We start from the raw sequence: 16,239 nt of genomic DNA, 5'->3' as shown, positions 1-16,239 counted from the left end.
GTCAGTATCCCTTGGGCGCGGCCGTCACGCCAGCCCCGGTTCATCCAAAAGGTGACGGCCCTGGCGGTCTTCGACCTCGATCACCCAAAGATCCGGGTCATAACTGCGCTGTTTGTGAATGGCCGCGTCCACATCTGGCTCGGCCCCCGAGGCCAGCTCGATCCAGGTGCGTTCGCCGCTCATCAGATCGAACGAGCGCTGGAACACTGCCGCGCTGCCGTCCAATGTCGCCAGTTTCACCAGCACCGCGCCGGCCGTGTCATCGCCATGCGCCACCACAAAGGCCGGGATGTCATACAGCCGCAGCCGTGTCAGATAGGCATCCACCCAGAACCGAGCCGTCAGTCGGGCGCTCATCCCAGATCCGCCGCCATCAGCAATTCACGGGTATAGGCCGTCTGCGGATTGGCAAAGACCTGCTCGGCCATGCCGGTTTCCACAACATCGCCCTGGCGCATCACGATCATCTGGTGGCTCATGGCGCGCACCACGTTCAGATCGTGACTGATGAACAGATAGGCCAGCCCGTATTTCACCTGCAACTTGCGCAGCAGATCCACGATCTGCACCTGCACGGTCATGTCCAGCGCGCTGGTGGGTTCGTCCAGCACCACCAGACGCGGCCGCAGCACCATGGCGCGGGCAATCGCGATCCGCTGCCGCTGCCCCCCCGAGAATTCATGCGGATAGCGGTGCATGGTGGCCGGGTCCAGACCGACCTCTTGCATCACTTCGGACACCACCTCTTGCGGGCTGCGCCCATCGGCGATGCCATGCACGCCCAGCCCCTCGGCGATGATCTGTTCGCAGGTCATCCTGGGGGACAGGCTGCCAAACGGATCCTGAAACACGATCTGCATGTCCTTGCGCAGGGCGCGCAGCTCTTTGGTGGACCATTTGCGAATGTCCTGCCCGTCAAAGCGGATTTCCCCCTGCGAACCGATCAGTCGCATGATCGCCAGCGCCAGTGTCGTCTTGCCCGAGCCCGATTCCCCCACAATGCCCAGCGTTTCCCCCGCGCGCACCTGGATCGTGGCCTGGTTCACCGCTTTCACATGGCCGACGGTGCGTTTGAAAAAGCCCTTCTGGATCGGGAACCACACGCGCAGCGCATCCGTGCTGACCATCTGCGGCGCATTCTGCGGCACCGGAGCGGGCTGCCCCACCGCCCGCGCCGACAAAAGCGTCTGCGTATAGGGATGCTGCGGATTGGCAAAGATCTGATCGGTGGGGCCGGTCTCGACGATCTCGCCGTCCTTCATGACGCAGACCCGATCGGCAAAGCGCCGCACGATGCCCAGATCGTGCGTGATGAACAATAGGCCCATGTTTTCGCTGGATTTCAGCTCGGCCAACAGTTCCAGAATTTGCAACTGAATGGTGACATCCAGCGCGGTTGTCGGCTCGTCCGCGATCAGAACGTCGGGTTTGTTGGCCAGGGCCATGGCGATCATCACCCGCTGCCGCTGCCCGCCCGACAGCTGATGCGGATAAGAGCCCAGGCGCGATTCAGCATCGCGAATGCCGACCTTTTCCAACAGTTCCAGAATACGCCCGCGCACGGCATCCCCGGTCAGCCCCTGATGCAGGGCGATGCTCTCGGCCAGTTGCTTTTCGATGGTGTGCAGCGGGTTCAGGCTGGTCATCGGTTCCTGAAAAATGAAACTGATGTCATTGCCCCGCACCTGACGCAGCAGCTTTTCGGACGCTCCGATCATTTCCTGCCCGTCATAGGTGACCGAGCCCTCTACCGTCGCCGCCCCGCCCAGCAAGGACACGGTGGATAGCGCCGTCACCGATTTACCCGAGCCGGACTCGCCCACCAAAGCCACGGTTTCCCCGCGATCCACGGTGAAACTGACCCCTTTGACAGCCATGTTGGTTTTGCCATCCTGACGGAAACTGACCTTCAGGTCTTTGACGCTTAGCAGGCTCATTGAAACGTCTTCCTTGGGTCAAACGCGTCGCGGACGCCTTCGAAGATGAACACCAGCAGCGACAGCATCACGGCGAACACGGTAAAGGCCGTAAAGGCCAGCCAGGGCGCTTGCAGGTTCTGTTTGGCCTGAAGCGTCATTTCCCCCAATGAGGGCGCAGACGAAGGCAGCCCGTAGCCCAGAAAATCCAGACTGGCCAGCGCGCCAATCGTCCCCGTCACGATAAAGGGCAGCATGGTCAGCGTCGCCACCATCGCGTTGGGCAGCATATGGCGGAACATGATTACGCTGTTGGACACGCCCAGGGCCTTGGCCGCGCGCACATATTCCAGGTTCCGCGCGCGCAGGAATTCAGCCCGCACCACACCCACCAGCGCCGTCCATCCAAACAGCACCATGATAAAGACCAACAGCCAGAAACTGCGCCCCAGAATCGCGAACAGGATGATGATGATATAGAGCGAGGGCATCGCGCCCCAGATTTCAATCACCCGCTGGAAAATCAGATCCAGCCAGCCGCCGAAATACCCCTGCAAAGCCCCCGCGATAATCCCGATAACCGAGGCCATGGTCGTCACCAGCAGCGTGAACAGCACCGACAGGCGGAACCCATAGATCACCCGCGCCAGCACATCGCGTTTGGTGCCATCTGTGCCCAGTAGGTTCTGCTCATTGGGGGGCAAAGGCGCGGCGCCCGTACGGTCCACCGGCGTGTCGAAACGATAGGGAATGGGCGGCCACAGCATCCAGCCCTTATCCGCCTGCAAATCGCCGGTCTGCACCTTGTCCAGAATATCCTCGGGGTCGTCGAAACAGTCCTCCAGCCCGCCGCTGACGATCAGGCAGGCGACCTCGGGGGCGCTGTATTCGGCCTCGGTTTTGAAATCGCCGCCAAATTCGGTTTCGGGATAGAACCGGAAAATCGGCGTGTAATAGTCGCCCCGATACTGCACCAGGATCGGTTTGTCATTGGCGATGAACTCGGCGAACAGGGACACGAAAAACAGCGCCGAGAAGATCACCAAAGACCAGAACGCGCGGCGGTTGCGCTTGAAATTGCTCCAGCGGCGCTGGTTCAGCGGGGACAAAGCCATCAGCCCTCCCTCCGTTCGAAATCAATGCGCGGGTCCACGATCACATACATCAGATCCGACAGAATCCCGACAACCAGCCCGATCAGCCCATAGATGAACAGCGTTCCGAACATCACCGGGTAATCGCGCGCTACGGCGGCCTCGAATCCCAGACGGCCCAGCCCATCCAGGCTGAAGATCGTTTCAATGATCAGCGAGCCGCCAAAGAACACCCCCACGAACACCGCCGGAAAGCCCGCGATCACGATCAGCATCGCGTTGCGGAAAACATGGCCATACAGCACGCGGCCCTCGCTCAACCCCTTGGCGCGGGCGGTCATCACATAGTGTTTCTTGATCTCATCCAGAAACGAGTTCTTCGTCAGCAGCGTCAGCGTGGCAAAGGCCGAAATGGTCGAGGCCACGACCGGCAGGGTGATATGCCAGAAATAATCCGCGATTTTGGCCGGCCAGGACAGATCCTGAAAATTATCGCTGGTCAGCCCCCGCAGCGGGAAAATCTGCCAATAAGAGCCCCCCGCGAACAGCACCAGCAGCAAAATCGCGAACAAAAACCCAGGGATCGCATAGGCCATGATGATCACGCCGCTGGTCCAGGTATCGAACCGGCTACCGTCATTCACCGCTTTGCGAATGCCCAGCGGAATCGAGATCACATAGGCAATCAGCGTGGACCACAGCCCCAGCGTGATCGAGACGGGCATTTTCTCCAGTACCAGATCGGTCACGCTGATGGATCGGAAATAACTCTCGCCGAAATCCAGCCGCATATAGTTCCACATCATGTTCAGGAACCGCTCAAGCGGGGGTTTGTCGAAGCCGAACTCTTTTTCCAGCTGTTCGATGAATTCCGGCGGCAGGCCACGCGCGCCGGCGTATTGCTCGTCCCCTATGGGCTGACTGCCGGCGTCGTCACCGCCGCCTGCGAAGCCTTCGAACACGTCGCCCTGGCCCTGCATCTGGGCAATCACCTGCTCAATCGGCCCGCCGGGGACGAATTGCACCAGGGCAAAGTTGATCACCATGATCCCGATCAGAGTCGGCACGATCAGCAGCAGCCTGCGTAGAATATAGGCGCCCATATGGCGGTTACCTCAGCGCGCCGGCTGCCTTCAGCGCAGCGGCCTTATCAGCGTTGTACCACCAGAAATCCAGCACACCCAGGGAATAGGTGGGCAATTCGGCAGGGTGTTCATACATGTCCCAATAGGCCACCCAGCTGGCATCGTTATACCAGACGGGGATCATGAACCGCTCGTACCGCAGCGCCCGGTCCAGCGCCATCAGGGCCACGTCCCGGTCATGCGCGCTGGTGGTTTGCAGCGAATGGTCGATGATCTTATCCACCAGCGGGCTGGCCAGACCGGCCGGATTGAACAGACTGAACGCCGCCTCGGCCGAGCCATACATCTGACGCAGCCCCGTCCCGGTGTCCAGGAAGGTCCGGTAGCCGTCAAACAGGATGTCATAGTCCCGTTCCCGGCGGCGCAGGGTGAATTGCGAGGGGTCCACCTTTTCGAATTTCGCGTCCAGCCCCAGCGCTTGCAGGTTCTGGGTAAAGGTCTCGGCGATTGCCTCCAGCGTGGCCGAGCCGCTGGACGGAATCGGGAAGGACAACGACAGCGTCTGCCCCTTGGCATTGCGGCGCAGCCCGTCATCGCCCACCGGCCAGCCGGCCTCGTCCAGCAATTTCATCGCGCGGCGGATATTGCGGCGATCGCGCAGACGGTCCGGTTTCGAGCTATGCGCCCGCACGGCAGGTTCGCTCAGCAGATCGGCGGGCACCAGATCGCCAAAGGATTTCAGCAGCGCCAGCTCATCGCCCTCGGGCGGGCCCATTGCCTCGGTCGGGGCACCCTGGACAAAGGAATGGCGCTGTTTGAACAGGCCAAATTGCAGCGATTCATTCGTCCATTCGAAGTTATACGCAAGCGAGATCGCCTCGCGGACACGTTTATCCCTGAGCGCATCGCGGCCCAGATTGAACACAAACCCTGTGGGATCGGGGGACGTGCCATCGGGCAGGGTTTCCTTTTTCACCCAGCCCTTCTGAATCGCGGGGAATGCGTATCCCGTGGCCCATTTCTTGGAGTTCCCCTCGGCGCGGAAGGTATATTCCCCCGCCTTGAAGGCCTCGAATGCGGCAGCGTCATCGCCAAAATATTCGATCCGGATCTTATCGAAATTATGGCGACCCTTGTTGATCGGCAGGTGCCAGCCCCAATAATCGGGGTTGCGTTTGTAGACGATGCGCCGGTTCACATCATAGCTGTCCAGCATATAAGGCCCCGAACCAGGGGCCGCATCCAGGCGCGGCTCGTCCAGGCGGGCGCCGGTCTGTTCATACCAGTGGCGCGGCCAGACGGGCACACCGCCCACCTGATCAATCAGGCTGCGGCGCGAAATTCCGGAGGCAAAGGTGAATTTGACGGTGTGATCGTCCAGCGCCTCAGCGCTGAGCACACGTTTTTTCACCGCCTGAGCATAGGACGGCAGCCCTTGCTCCAGCAGCAGGTTATGGCTGAACACCACGTCATGCGCCGTCACCGGAACACCATCGGAAAACCGGGCCTCGGGGCGCATGTGGAAGATCACCCAGGTCTTACCCTCATCGTATTCCAGGCTTTCGGCCAGCAAACCGTAGCTTTCGCCATAGACATCGGCGGGCGTGCTGGCGCTGGCGGCGGGTTCTTCGCCCAGCAGGCTTTCATAGACCATCCAGCTGTAGCGGCCCGCGCGGCCCTTGCGGCTGTAGGGGTTCATCGAATCAAACGTACCCGGTGCCCACAGGGCGATCTCGCCGCCTTTGGGCGCATCGGGGTTCACATAGTCGAAATGCGGATAATCGGCCGGATATTTCAGATCGCCGAAAAACGAATACCCGTGCGATTTGATCACCCGCTCTTCGCCCGCCCAGACAGGCAAGGCCAGCATCAACGCGGCCAGCGTCGCCATCAATGTCGAAAGCAAAGCCATCAGGGGAAAGGGGCGTGCCTGAGCTTGGCAACGGGGCTGGGATTTCAAATGCTTATCCTCCGCGTCGGTAGGGTCTACCGGCTGTTGTGACCTAGGCTAAGCTAATGGTGCGCGCGGATCATGTTCAAGCGGCGATTCGGCCTAATCACCGGGATTTGTGCGAATGAGACACAAGCCGCCCCAATCGAGCAGCAAAAAGGCCGCCACCCAGGCGGGGTAGCGGCCCTGAATCTCGGATCAGCCGAGGATCAATCGTCCAGGCTATCCAGATATGCGATCACATTGGCGCGGTCGGTCTCTTTTTTCAGACCGGCAAAGGACATCGCGGTACCGGGGGCGAAGGCCTTGGGCTTTTCCAGGAAAGCGTTCAGGTTATCGACGGTCCAGGTTTCAGCAACCGCAGCCATTTTCCCCGAGTAGCCAAACCCGGCCTCGGTGCCGACGGTACGATCCACAACGCCGTACAGCGACGGGCCGGTCGAGTTCACGCCGGGCTCGGTTTTATGGCAGGCTTTGCATTTGCCGAACACCTTGGCGCCTTTGCCCAGGTCAGCCGAAGCCAGCAGTTCTGCGAAATCGGGGCCTTCTTCTGCGGCCGCGCCACCTGCGTCTTCTTCGCCGGTGTCGATCACATAGGCCTGCTGCGCGTCGTCACCGTGTCCGCCGCCAGTGTGGTACAGGGCCTCGGCCGCCCAGCTGCCCAGCAGGAACACCAGAAGCGAGCCGCAGAGCGCGCCGCCGACTTTGGTAAGGGTCATCGTGTCAAACATGGTTCGCCCGTCTATTTCGTGTCTGTCGGCGCGTATGTATCCGCTTCCACTTATGCAGCGCAAGGTGTAGTTTCCGCGACCAATCGCCCTTGGGGCTGAAAAACCACAGGAATGACGGAAAATGACCAATCGCATCGCCTTTCAGGGGGAACCCGGCGCTTATTCGCATCAGGCCTGCCGCCAGGCACGACCGGATATGGAGGCCCTGCCCTGCCGCACCTTTGAGGACGCGATTGATGCCGTAAACGAGGGCCGCGCCGATCTGGCCATGCTGCCGGTGGAAAATTCGACATATGGGCGGGTGGCGGATATCCACTCGCTCTTGCCTGAATCCGGGCTGCACATCATCGAGGAACATTTCGTCCGGGTCCACATCAACCTGCTGGCCCTGCCCGGCACCCGGCTGGACCAGATCGACACCGCCATGAGCCACACCGTCCTGCTGGGCCAATGCCACGAATTCCTGCGCGAACACGGGATTCATCGTCGCGTGGGCGCCGATACTGCTGGGTCCGCCCGGCAGGTGTCGGAAATGGGGGATGCCTCGCTGGCCGCACTGGCCAGTGAGCTGGCTGGTGAAATCTACGGCCTGGACGTGCTGGCCCGCCACATCGAGGACGAGGGCAACAACACCACACGCTTCCTGCTGATGAGCCGCGAGGCCGATCACACACGCCGGGGCGATGACGGCATGATCACCAGTTTCGTCTTCGAGGTCCGCAACATCCCAGCCGCGCTTTATAAGGCGATGGGCGGCTTTGCGACGAACAGCGTGAACATGACCAAGCTAGAGAGCTACATGGTCGGCGGGTCTTTCACCGCGACGCAGTTCTATGCGGATATCGAAGGCCATCCGGACGATCCCAACGTCCAGCTGGCGCTGGACGAGCTGGACTATTTCACCACCAACACGAAAATCCTGGGCGTCTACCCCGCAGATGCGCGCCGTCACTGAACGGCATCAAGCGCTGCGTTTCGCGTGGCGCTTGCCCAGTTGCTTGGCGTAATCGCCCATCATGCCGTCAAACCGCTTGCCGATCTGCCCCTTGGCCAGCTTCATGGATTGCAGCAGCAGCCGCGCGGACAGGGTTTTAGCCTCCATGCCTACGGTCGTCACCATGCGGGTGCGACTGCGCGACATCGGAACCAGCTCGATCCCCATGACCGCCTCGATACCCTGGCCGCTGGCGCGATAGGCGGCCTTGTCGCTGGGGGCGAACTCGACCAGCTCAACCGAGACATCGCGCGATTTCCCCCGAAAACTGAACGCCACATCCCAGCGCGCGCCCAACCCCAGCTCGGCCAGGTTATCAACGCGCTGCACATCCGCGCCGCGCCGCAGGGCGGCTTTCTCGAAGCTCTGAAAATCCGACAGGCACTCGAACACAAATTCCGAAGGTGCGTCGATATCCTGTTGCGTGGTGAATTCCATACTTGCTCTCTACTCTTGTTCAGATTCAGCGCCCCAATTCGGGCGCCATTTTCACCTTATTCCAACCGATCGGCAAGCCAGTTCCGCAGCAAAAACTGAGCAATGGCACCTTTTCGCGCGGGCATAAGCTGCGGATGCTGCCCCGCAAAGGCCAGCATGATTTCCTCGCGCGAGAACCAGCGCGCATCCTCGATTTCATTGGGATCAATCTGGATGTCCCGGCTGGTGGCGTGGCCATAACACCCCATCATCAAAGACGCGGGAAACGCCCAGGGCTGGCTGGCCAGATAGCCCACCTGAGCCACCGTGACCCCCGCCTCTTCATAGACCTCGCGGCGGACGGCGGCCTCGATCGTTTCGCCCGGTTCGACAAACCCGGCCAGCAGCGAATACATCCCGTCCGGCCACCCCGGAGAGCGCCCCATCAGCACGTCGTTTCCATGCGTGATCAGCATGATCACAACCGGATCGGTGCGCGGGAAATGCTGCGCCCCGCAGTCAGGGCAACTGCGCTGCCACCCCGCCATGATCATGTCGCTCTGATGGCCGCATTTGGCGCAGAACCGATGCGAGCGGTGCCAGCTGAACACCGCGCGCGCCGTGGCGGCCAGCTCGGCATCGCGCGTATCCAGAGCAGTCATCACGGCCCGCAGTTCCGCGAACACATGGGTGTCGGGCAGATCGGGATGGGGCTGTTCGCTGCGATCCAGAAAACTGTCCAGCGCGTGCAGATCGGCCTGGGCGGGCTCCCATCCAGAAATGTCCTGCGCGAACACGGGCCCGGCCTCATCGCGGCCCAGGAAAATCGGTGCCTCCCCGGCGGCAGAAAGCACCGGATGGCTCAGGCCAACCCGGACCAGCATAGCCGAGCGATCCGGCCCCCGCAGGATCATCGGCTTGCCACGCCACAGGACGATTGCGCGCGCGGCAGGGTCGCGGGCGGCCCGCGCCATTGCCTCTGCATCCCCGCGCCATTCAGCAGCGCGATCCAGCCCGGACCCACCGAAAGTCACCGTCTCTGCCAGTTTCATCTGCGCCCCTCTGCTCTGCGATCCGCAGCTATATGACAGAAACTAAGGCGGTTTGACCACATTTGTGTCTCACTCTCCCTTAACGGTCCTAGGATGAACATAAATTGGCTCAATTATTCGCAAAATTGCCCTTTAATCTTGGGCAGATATAGATTTTCTTGGGCCGATCACTCAACCTATAGGCGACTAGATTAAAAAATGCAGGCAACCGAGCACTCTGCCGCTGATGCGCAGCCCTTCCGCGTGGAGACCCACGAAACCCATCTGCGTATTTTGCAGACAACGGACGTGCATGTGAATTTGCTGCCCTACAACTATTTCACCGACACCCCGGACCCGAATGTCGGCCTGTCCCAGCTAAGCGGGCTGATCCAGAATGCCCGGTCAGAGGCCGCCAATTCGGTCCTGCTGGAAACCGGAGACTTCCTGCAAGGCACACCGCTGGGGGATCTCTTTGCCGAGAAAAACCCCAAGGGCGGCCCCAAACATCCTGCGATCACGATGATGAACGCGCTGCGCTATGACGCAGGCACCCTGGGCAATCACGAATTCAACTATGGCCTGGAATTTCTGAACGCCGTCTTAAAGGACGCCGCATTCCCGATGGTTCTGGCGAACGCAGCCACCCAATTGGGCAACACTCCGGAACAGGATCAGACCTTTCTGCCGCCCTATGCCCTGCTGGAACGGCAGGTCACGGATCAAGCCGGGCAGGCACATACGCTGAAAATCGGGGTGATCGGATTTGTCCCGCCGCAAATCGCGATCTGGGATCACCGGCATCTGGAAGACAAGCTGTTCATGCGCGGGATCACGCGCGCCGCAAAGGCGCATGTGCCGCGTCTGCGCGCCGCCGGGGCGGATATTGTCATCGCGCTCAGCCATTCGGGCATCGCCAAAACCGAGGATCACGAGTTTCTGGAAAACGCCAGCATCCATCTGGCCTCGGTCGAGGGGATTGATGTGGTGCTCTGCGGGCATCAGCACGGACGCTTCCCCGGACCGCAGTTTTCCGGAATCGAGGATGTCGATATTACCAAAGGCACCCTGCATGGCAAACCGGCGGTGATGGCCGGTTTCTGGGGCTCGGATCTGGGGGTGATCGACCTGGCGCTCAGCCGCGACGCCAGCGGCAAATGGCAAATCGCGCGCCACAGATCCTATCTGGCGCCCATTCCGCCCGAATCCGAACCGGATCTGCCACAAACCCTGGAGCGGGACCATTCCGAGACCCTCTCGCATATCCGCACCGCTGTGGCGACGACCGCGCAGCCGCTGCATTCCTATTTCACCTTTGCCGGCTTTGACCTGGCCACCCGCGCCGTGGCCATGGCCCAGCTGGATTTCGCCCGGCAGAAACTGGAGCCCCAAGACCTGCCGCTGCTGTCTGCGGCCTCGCCTTTTCGGGCCGGGGGGCACGCCGGCCCCGAGAACTATACCGATGTTCCCGCCGGCCCGCTGACGCTGCGGGGGCTGGCCGATCTGTATCTGTTCCCCAATACTTTGTCCGTTCTGCGTGTCACCGGGGCCCAATTGCGCAACTGGCTTGAACGCTCGGCGGGTAAGTTCCTGCAAATCCGCCCCGGTTTGCTGGATCAGCCGCTGCTTCGGCCCCGATTTCCCAGCTATCACTGCGATTTCATCCTGGGGCTGGACTATGAGATCGACCTGACCCAGCCGTCCCGTTTCGCGCTGGATGGCAGCCTGGCCGAGCCCACCGCACAGCGCATCGTGAACCTGCGCCATAACGGGCTGCCCCTGCAAGACGATCAGGAATTTCTGCTTGTGGCCAACAGCTATCGCGCGGGCGGGGGCGGTGCCTTTGACGGGACGGGGGCGGAAAATCAGGTGCTGGCAACCCCTGCGGAAATCCGGTCCATCCTGACAGATTGGATTCGTCGCCAGGGCACGCTGGAATTAGAGCCCACACTGAACTGGCGGTTCAGCCCCAGCCCCGGCACCAGCGTTTTGCTGCGATCCGCGCCGCGGGCGCAAAAACATCTGGCCGACATCCCTGTAGAGCTGACCCATACCGGCCAGTTCGAAGACGGGTTCGCGCTCTATCGTCTGTTGCTTTGACACCCGCGTGACGCGGGGATGACATTGCCATGACCGGCCCGCTTGCGAATCCGGATCGGGGGGCTTATATCGCTGAGTGAGAGGTTGGCGCGGGCAAGCTCCTCGCCAACCCGGTCAGATCCGGAAGGAAGCAGCCGTAACGAGTCCCGCTTGGGTCGTTGTCCAGCCTCTCACCTATGCCAACGTAACACCACCCAGGAGGGATTTTGATGATTGTCGTTTGTGTCGCCCTTCGGGTAGCTGCGTCCTAAGGCCAGAGCCATCTTTGCACTGCCCGAAACCGCTTTCCCCCGCCGATGCCACGGCGCGGGGCAATTTCACGCGTTTTGCAAGGCAGACCAATGACACAAGACATGAAATCCCTTGGCTGGAGCCAGCATTTTACCGGCCAGCTGTCCCTTGAGGACTTTGAAACCTATACCCCCGTTCGCATCTCAGAGGTGCGCCGCCGCGATGTTGTCGCGCTGGATGCAAGCCTGAACCGCCACGAACTGGCCCTGACGGGCGAGCTGATCGCCAGCGAATTTGCCGTGGGCGATTTTGCCCTGACCGATGGCGAACGGATCATCCGCCTGCTGGACCGGCGCACGCTGATTTCGCGCAAGGCGGCCGGGATCGCCTCGGAAACGCAGCTGATCGCGGCGAATATCGACACGCTGTTCATCACCACCTCGTGCAATGACGACTTTAACGAGGCCCGGCTGGAACGCTATCTGGCCATCGCAATCGAGGCCGGGATCGACCCGGTGATTGTGATCACCAAGGCCGACAAACCGCAAGACGGCGATGCGGAAACCTATGCCGACCGCGCCCGCAGCCTGTATCGGGACGCGCAGGTTCTGGCGATCAACGCCAAGGATTCCGGCGATATCGACCGGCTGCAAACCTGGTGCGGACCAGGGCAGAGCGTTGCCCTGGTCGGCTCTTCCGGCGTGGGCAAATCCACCATCGCGCGCGGGCTGACCGGGCAGGATCTGGCCGTCGGTGACATCCGCGAGGACGACGCCAAAGGCCGCCACACCACCACCGCCCGCTCTATGTATCGGATGCTGGCGGGCGGCTGGCTGGTGGACACGCCGGGGATGCGGGAATTGGCCTTGCACGATGCCTCGGGCGGGATCGACACGCTGTTCGGTGACGTGACCGATCTGGCGCTGGGGTGCAAATTCTCGGATTGCCAGCACGAGACCGAACCCGGCTGCGCCGTCCGTGCCGCGATTGACGCGGGCGAGCTGGACCCGGATCGCCTGACCCGCTGGCGCAAACTGAAAAGCGAGGACGCGCATAACTCGGAAACCATTGCCGAGGCACGCCAGCGTGGGCGCAAATTCAGCAAGATGGTCAAATCCACGATGAAGGCCAAACGCGCCCGCCGCGGCGAACGCTAACCCCGCCCGTCAAAGGCCCATTGGCGCTGCGCCTCGGTTTCCACGGCGCAGGGCCGCACCCGCCGCAGGTGCGCCAGCGCGGCGGCGGGTTTTTCGCCGCTTTCGATCATCAGCCGCAGCGCCACCATGCCAGAGCGCCCGCACCCACCCCGGCAATGCACCAGAACACGCCCGCCGCCGTGCAGCGCCTGCCGCGCCAATTGGCTGACCTGCGGCCATGCGTCCTCGAATCCGGCGTCCGGCGTGCCGAAATCCGCAATCGGCAGATGCACCCAGCGCGTACCGCTATCCAGCATGTCCTGCCCCAGACTCGCCGCCCCCGCCGCCACCATTTCCACCATCGAGGTCAGCGAAATCAACATCGCCGGTTGCCATTCACGCAGATGCTCCAGATCGGCGGCATACTCTCCGCTGCCGCCCGGAATGGGCGACAGAGCCAGGATTCCCTTTCCCGATTGCAGCGCGTGAATGATGAAATGCGGCATGTTCCTGGTCAGATCTCCTCGCATCGGGGCAAATTCAGGCGTTTGACCCAGCGCACCATTTTCCAGAACGGTAGAAAGCAGAGCAGCACGACACGCCGCAGCCAGCAACGCAAAGCCGAATAGACTGCCGAGCGGCCCAAGCCCTTTGCCTGCATCAAATCCGCGAAACGTGCATGTTCCGCCTGAATGTCACTTGTTAACATCATACTGCCTCTGCGGCTTACAGATTCTCCGTGCTCCACGTATCGCAGGCCGAGATCTGCCCCCGCTTATAACCGATCCCGAACCAGCGCGCACGTTGTTCAGACGTCCCATGCGTGAATGTATGTGGCTGCGGCACCCGTCCTGCGCGTTTTTGCAGGTGATCATCGCCAATCATCCGGGCCGCATTCAGCGCCTCTTGCAGATCGCCGGGCTCCAGCAGCCCATCCACATTTCGAGCCCAGACACCGGACAGACAGTCGGCCTGCAACTCCAGCCGGACAGTCAAGGCATTAGCCCGCGCCTGGCTGACCTGCCTGCGGGCCGAGTTCACCTGCCCCAGAATACCCATTTCATTCTGCACATGATGCGCCACCTCATGGGCGATCACATAGGCCGCCGCGAAATCGCCCCTGGCCCCCAGCTGCCGCGACAAGGTGGCAAAAAAGGCCGTGTCCAGATAGGCTTTCTCATCCGCGGGGCAATAAAACGGGCCCGTTGCACCACTGGCACCGCCGCAAGGGCTTTGGGCCAGACCGGAATAAAGCACCAAAACCGGAGGCTGATATTCGGTGTTCAGCTGCTTGGGGAAAATGTCGGCCCAGACCGTCTCGGTCGTCGCCAGCACCCGAGCCGAGAATTCAGCCGCCCGCTGCTCTTCGGCGCTCAGCTCGCGCGTGGCGCTGGATTGCTGGCCCGCCTGCCCGTCCAACAAAGGCGTTACGTCAATGCCCGCGAAATAGCCGATCGCCAACACGATCAGCAAACCCACACCCCCAATGCCAGCCTTGCCGCCCGCACCACCAGCGCTGCGGCGGCGATCCTCAATATTGCGACTGGCCCGAATACCCTTCAAACGCATAATTCTTGTCTCCTGAAATCTTGCCTGAACCCTAACGTCCGCCGCAAGGCCTGAACATGGCAAAACCGGCGCAGTTTTCCCCCTCTCCGCACATGCCACATCGGCCGCGCGGCGCGGATGGAACCGGGCCGGGGGCAATCGGGTAGACGCGCCGCCTTGTCCTGCCTTGTCCCGCCGCCGCTCCCCGCATAGGTTAATCGCAAGCGCACGAATCCGAAGGCACGACATGAGCGACACCCCCACCCCCGGCTATCAGGTCCTCGCCCGTAAATACCGCCCCGAGACCTTCGCCGATCTCGTCGGCCAGGGGGCCATGGTCCGCACGCTGAAAAACGCGTTCGAGGCCGACCGGATCGCGCAGGCCTTTATCATGACCGGCATTCGCGGCACCGGCAAAACCACCACCGCCCGGATCATCGCCAAGGGGATGAACTGCATCGGCCCTGATGGGAATGGCGGCCCGACCACCGAACCCTGCGGACAGTGCGAACATTGCACCGCCATCATGGAGGGCCGCCACGTCGATGTGATGGAGATGGACGCCGCCAGCCGCACCGGCGTCAATGACATCCGCGAAATCATCGAAAGCGTCCATTACCGCGCCGCCAGCGCGCGCTATAAGATCTACATCATCGATGAGGTGCACATGCTGTCCACCAGCGCCTTCAACGCGCTGCTGAAAACGCTGGAAGAGCCCCCCGCCCACGTCAAATTCATCTTTGCCACCACCGAAATTCGCAAGGTTCCCGTGACCGTCCTGTCCCGTTGTCAGCGCTTCGATCTGCGCCGGATCGAGCCGGAGGACCAGATCGGCCTGCTGCGCAAGATCGCCACCGCCGAAGGCGCGCAGATCACCGATGACGCCCTGGCACTGATCACCCGCGCCGCCGAAGGCTCGGCCCGCGATGCGACCTCGCTGCTGGATCAGGCGATCAGCCACGGCGCGGGCGAAACCACCGCCGATCAGGTGCGCGCCATGCTGGGCCTGGCCGATCGCGGCCGGGTGATGGACCTGTTCGATCTGATCATGAAAGGCAATGCCGCCGGCGCCCTGACCGAGCTGGGCGCCCAATATGCCGATGGGGCCGATCCGATGGCCATTCTGCGCGATCTGGCGGAAATCACCCATTGGATCTCCGTTGTCCAGATCACCCCCGACGCGGCTGAGGATCCCACAGTCTCGCCCGATGAGCGCGCTCGCGGGCTGGAAATGGCCGGCACGTTGCAAATGCGGGTGCTGACGCGGATGTGGCAAATGCTGCTCAAGGCGCTGGACGAAGTCGGCCACGCCCCCAATACCATGATGGCCGCCGAAATGGCGATCATCCGCCTGACCCATGTCGCCGAACTGCCCACCCCCGAGGATCTGGTCCGCCGCCTGAAAGACGCAACGCCTCCGCCGCCGCTGCCCGGTGGTGGAATGCCCGCGCAGCACGCCCCCTCAGGGCCGGCAACGCAAGCCTACACGCCGGGCCCCTCGGGCTCTGGCGGGGGGGGCGGGCCGGTGATGGCGCTGGCACAGGACGCCGAACAGGCTCTGGCCCGCTATCCCAGCTTTGACCACGTGGTCGAGCTGATCCGGGTGAACCGGGATGCAAAACTGCTGGTGGATGTGGAAACCGGGCTACGGCTGGCGGCCTATCGCCCTGGCCGGATTGAATTTCAGCCCTCGGACATGGCCCCGCCGGATCTGGCCGCACGCCTGGGCAGCGCCCTGCAACGCTGGACAGGGAACCGCTGGGTGGTCAGCGTCGTCGCCGAAGCCGGAACCGAAACCATCGCCGAAGTGCGGGACGCCGCCGACCTGGCCGTCAAACGCCAGGCCGCCGATCATCCGATGGTCCAAGCCGTCCTGACGGCGTTTCCGAATGCAAAAATCACCAATGTGCGCAGCCATCAAGACCTGACGGCCAAGGCACAGGCCGATGCCCTGGCCGAGGTAGATGACGAATGGGATCCCTTCGAAGAAGACTGATCCCACTGC

General features: G+C 62.0%; 14 protein-coding genes and 1 other RNA gene. 5 read left to right on the top strand and 10 right to left on the bottom strand.

Going from position 1 to position 16,239, the window contains the following annotated elements; all coding sequences use genetic code 11:
* Positions 1-24: 24 nt before the first annotated feature.
* The 6 genes from ACP15O_RS11120 to ACP15O_RS11095 form a co-directional block, all read right to left on the bottom strand.
* Positions 25-357 (bottom strand): DUF1491 family protein, encoded by a 333-nt coding sequence (locus tag ACP15O_RS11120; protein WP_425096166.1) that lies wholly within the window; start codon positions 355-357, stop codon positions 25-27.
* Positions 354-1,937, bottom strand: coding sequence for an ABC transporter ATP-binding protein (locus ACP15O_RS11115; RefSeq protein WP_425096165.1), 1,584 nt, complete (start codon positions 1,935-1,937; stop codon positions 354-356). Before ACP15O_RS11115 ends, ACP15O_RS11120 begins: the two co-directional genes overlap by 4 nt.
* On the bottom strand, positions 1,934-3,031 hold the full coding sequence (locus ACP15O_RS11110; protein WP_425096164.1) for an ABC transporter permease: 1,098 nt from the start codon (positions 3,029-3,031) through the stop codon (positions 1,934-1,936). Before ACP15O_RS11110 ends, ACP15O_RS11115 begins: the two co-directional genes overlap by 4 nt.
* Complete coding sequence (locus ACP15O_RS11105) at positions 3,031-4,113, bottom strand: microcin C ABC transporter permease YejB (RefSeq protein ID WP_425096163.1); 1,083 nt, start codon at positions 4,111-4,113, stop codon at positions 3,031-3,033. The genes ACP15O_RS11110 and ACP15O_RS11105 overlap by 1 nt, the downstream gene beginning before the upstream one ends.
* A 7-nt stretch (positions 4,114-4,120) precedes the next feature.
* Positions 4,121-5,986: an extracellular solute-binding protein gene (locus ACP15O_RS11100; RefSeq protein WP_425096292.1), complete on the bottom strand. Its 1,866-nt coding sequence runs from the start codon at positions 5,984-5,986 to the stop codon at positions 4,121-4,123.
* Positions 5,987-6,255: 269 nt separating this feature from the next.
* Positions 6,256-6,777 carry a c-type cytochrome gene (locus ACP15O_RS11095; RefSeq protein ID WP_425096162.1) on the bottom strand — a complete coding sequence of 174 codons (522 nt, stop codon included), beginning with the start codon at positions 6,775-6,777 and terminating at the stop codon, positions 6,256-6,258.
* 121 nt (positions 6,778-6,898) lie between these two features.
* On the opposite strand from ACP15O_RS11095, the gene ACP15O_RS11090 reads away from it, so the two are divergent.
* Positions 6,899-7,732 (top strand): prephenate dehydratase, encoded by an 834-nt coding sequence (locus ACP15O_RS11090; protein ID WP_425096161.1) that lies wholly within the window; start codon positions 6,899-6,901, stop codon positions 7,730-7,732.
* A 6-nt stretch (positions 7,733-7,738) separates the two neighbouring features.
* Here ACP15O_RS11090 and ACP15O_RS11085 read toward each other — a convergent pair whose 3' ends face one another.
* Together ACP15O_RS11085 and nudC are read right to left on the bottom strand one after the other, a co-directional pair.
* The gene (locus ACP15O_RS11085; RefSeq protein ID WP_425096160.1) at positions 7,739-8,209 is read right to left on the bottom strand and encodes an SRPBCC family protein; all 471 of its coding nucleotides are present in this window, start codon (positions 8,207-8,209) and stop codon (positions 7,739-7,741) included.
* Between the two features lie 56 nt (positions 8,210-8,265).
* On the bottom strand, positions 8,266-9,240 hold the full coding sequence (gene nudC, locus ACP15O_RS11080) for an NAD(+) diphosphatase (protein ID WP_425096159.1): 975 nt from the start codon (positions 9,238-9,240) through the stop codon (positions 8,266-8,268).
* A 198-nt stretch (positions 9,241-9,438) separates the two neighbouring features.
* On the opposite strand from nudC, the gene ACP15O_RS11075 reads away from it, so the two are divergent.
* The 3 genes from ACP15O_RS11075 to rsgA all read left to right on the top strand — a co-directional run bounded on the left by ACP15O_RS11075 (position 9,439) and on the right by rsgA (position 12,707).
* Positions 9,439-11,319, top strand: coding sequence for a bifunctional 2',3'-cyclic-nucleotide 2'-phosphodiesterase/3'-nucleotidase (locus ACP15O_RS11075; protein WP_425096158.1), 1,881 nt, complete (start codon positions 9,439-9,441; stop codon positions 11,317-11,319).
* 77 nt (positions 11,320-11,396) lie between these two features.
* An RNA gene (gene ffs / locus ACP15O_RS11070) (signal recognition particle sRNA small type) lies at positions 11,397-11,495 on the top strand.
* 165 nt (positions 11,496-11,660) lie between these two features.
* Positions 11,661-12,707: a ribosome small subunit-dependent GTPase A gene (gene rsgA, locus ACP15O_RS11065; protein ID WP_425096157.1), complete on the top strand. Its 1,047-nt coding sequence runs from the start codon at positions 11,661-11,663 to the stop codon at positions 12,705-12,707.
* Here rsgA and ACP15O_RS11060 read toward each other — a convergent pair.
* Complete coding sequence (locus tag ACP15O_RS11060) at positions 12,704-13,192, bottom strand: protein-tyrosine phosphatase family protein (RefSeq protein WP_425096156.1); 489 nt, start codon at positions 13,190-13,192, stop codon at positions 12,704-12,706. The genes rsgA and ACP15O_RS11060 overlap by 4 nt on opposite strands.
* 220 nt (positions 13,193-13,412) lie before the next feature.
* Entirely contained in the window at positions 13,413-14,255 is an 843-nt protein-coding gene (gene ypfJ, locus ACP15O_RS11055) for a KPN_02809 family neutral zinc metallopeptidase (protein ID WP_425096155.1), read from the bottom strand.
* Positions 14,256-14,466: 211 nt separating this feature from the next.
* On the opposite strand from ypfJ, the gene ACP15O_RS11050 reads away from it, so the two are divergent.
* The gene (locus tag ACP15O_RS11050) at positions 14,467-16,230 is read left to right on the top strand and encodes a DNA polymerase III subunit gamma/tau (RefSeq protein ID WP_425096291.1); all 1,764 of its coding nucleotides are present in this window, start codon (positions 14,467-14,469) and stop codon (positions 16,228-16,230) included.
* Positions 16,231-16,239: the final 9 nt, after the last annotated feature.

This window comes from Youngimonas ophiurae (nom. illeg.), assembly GCF_049803795.1.
In the GTDB taxonomy this organism is placed as follows: Bacteria; Pseudomonadota; Alphaproteobacteria; order Rhodobacterales; family Rhodobacteraceae; genus Thalassobius.
Note: the sequence above shows the minus strand (reverse complement) of the source record. Positions and strands in the feature narration are given on the sequence as shown.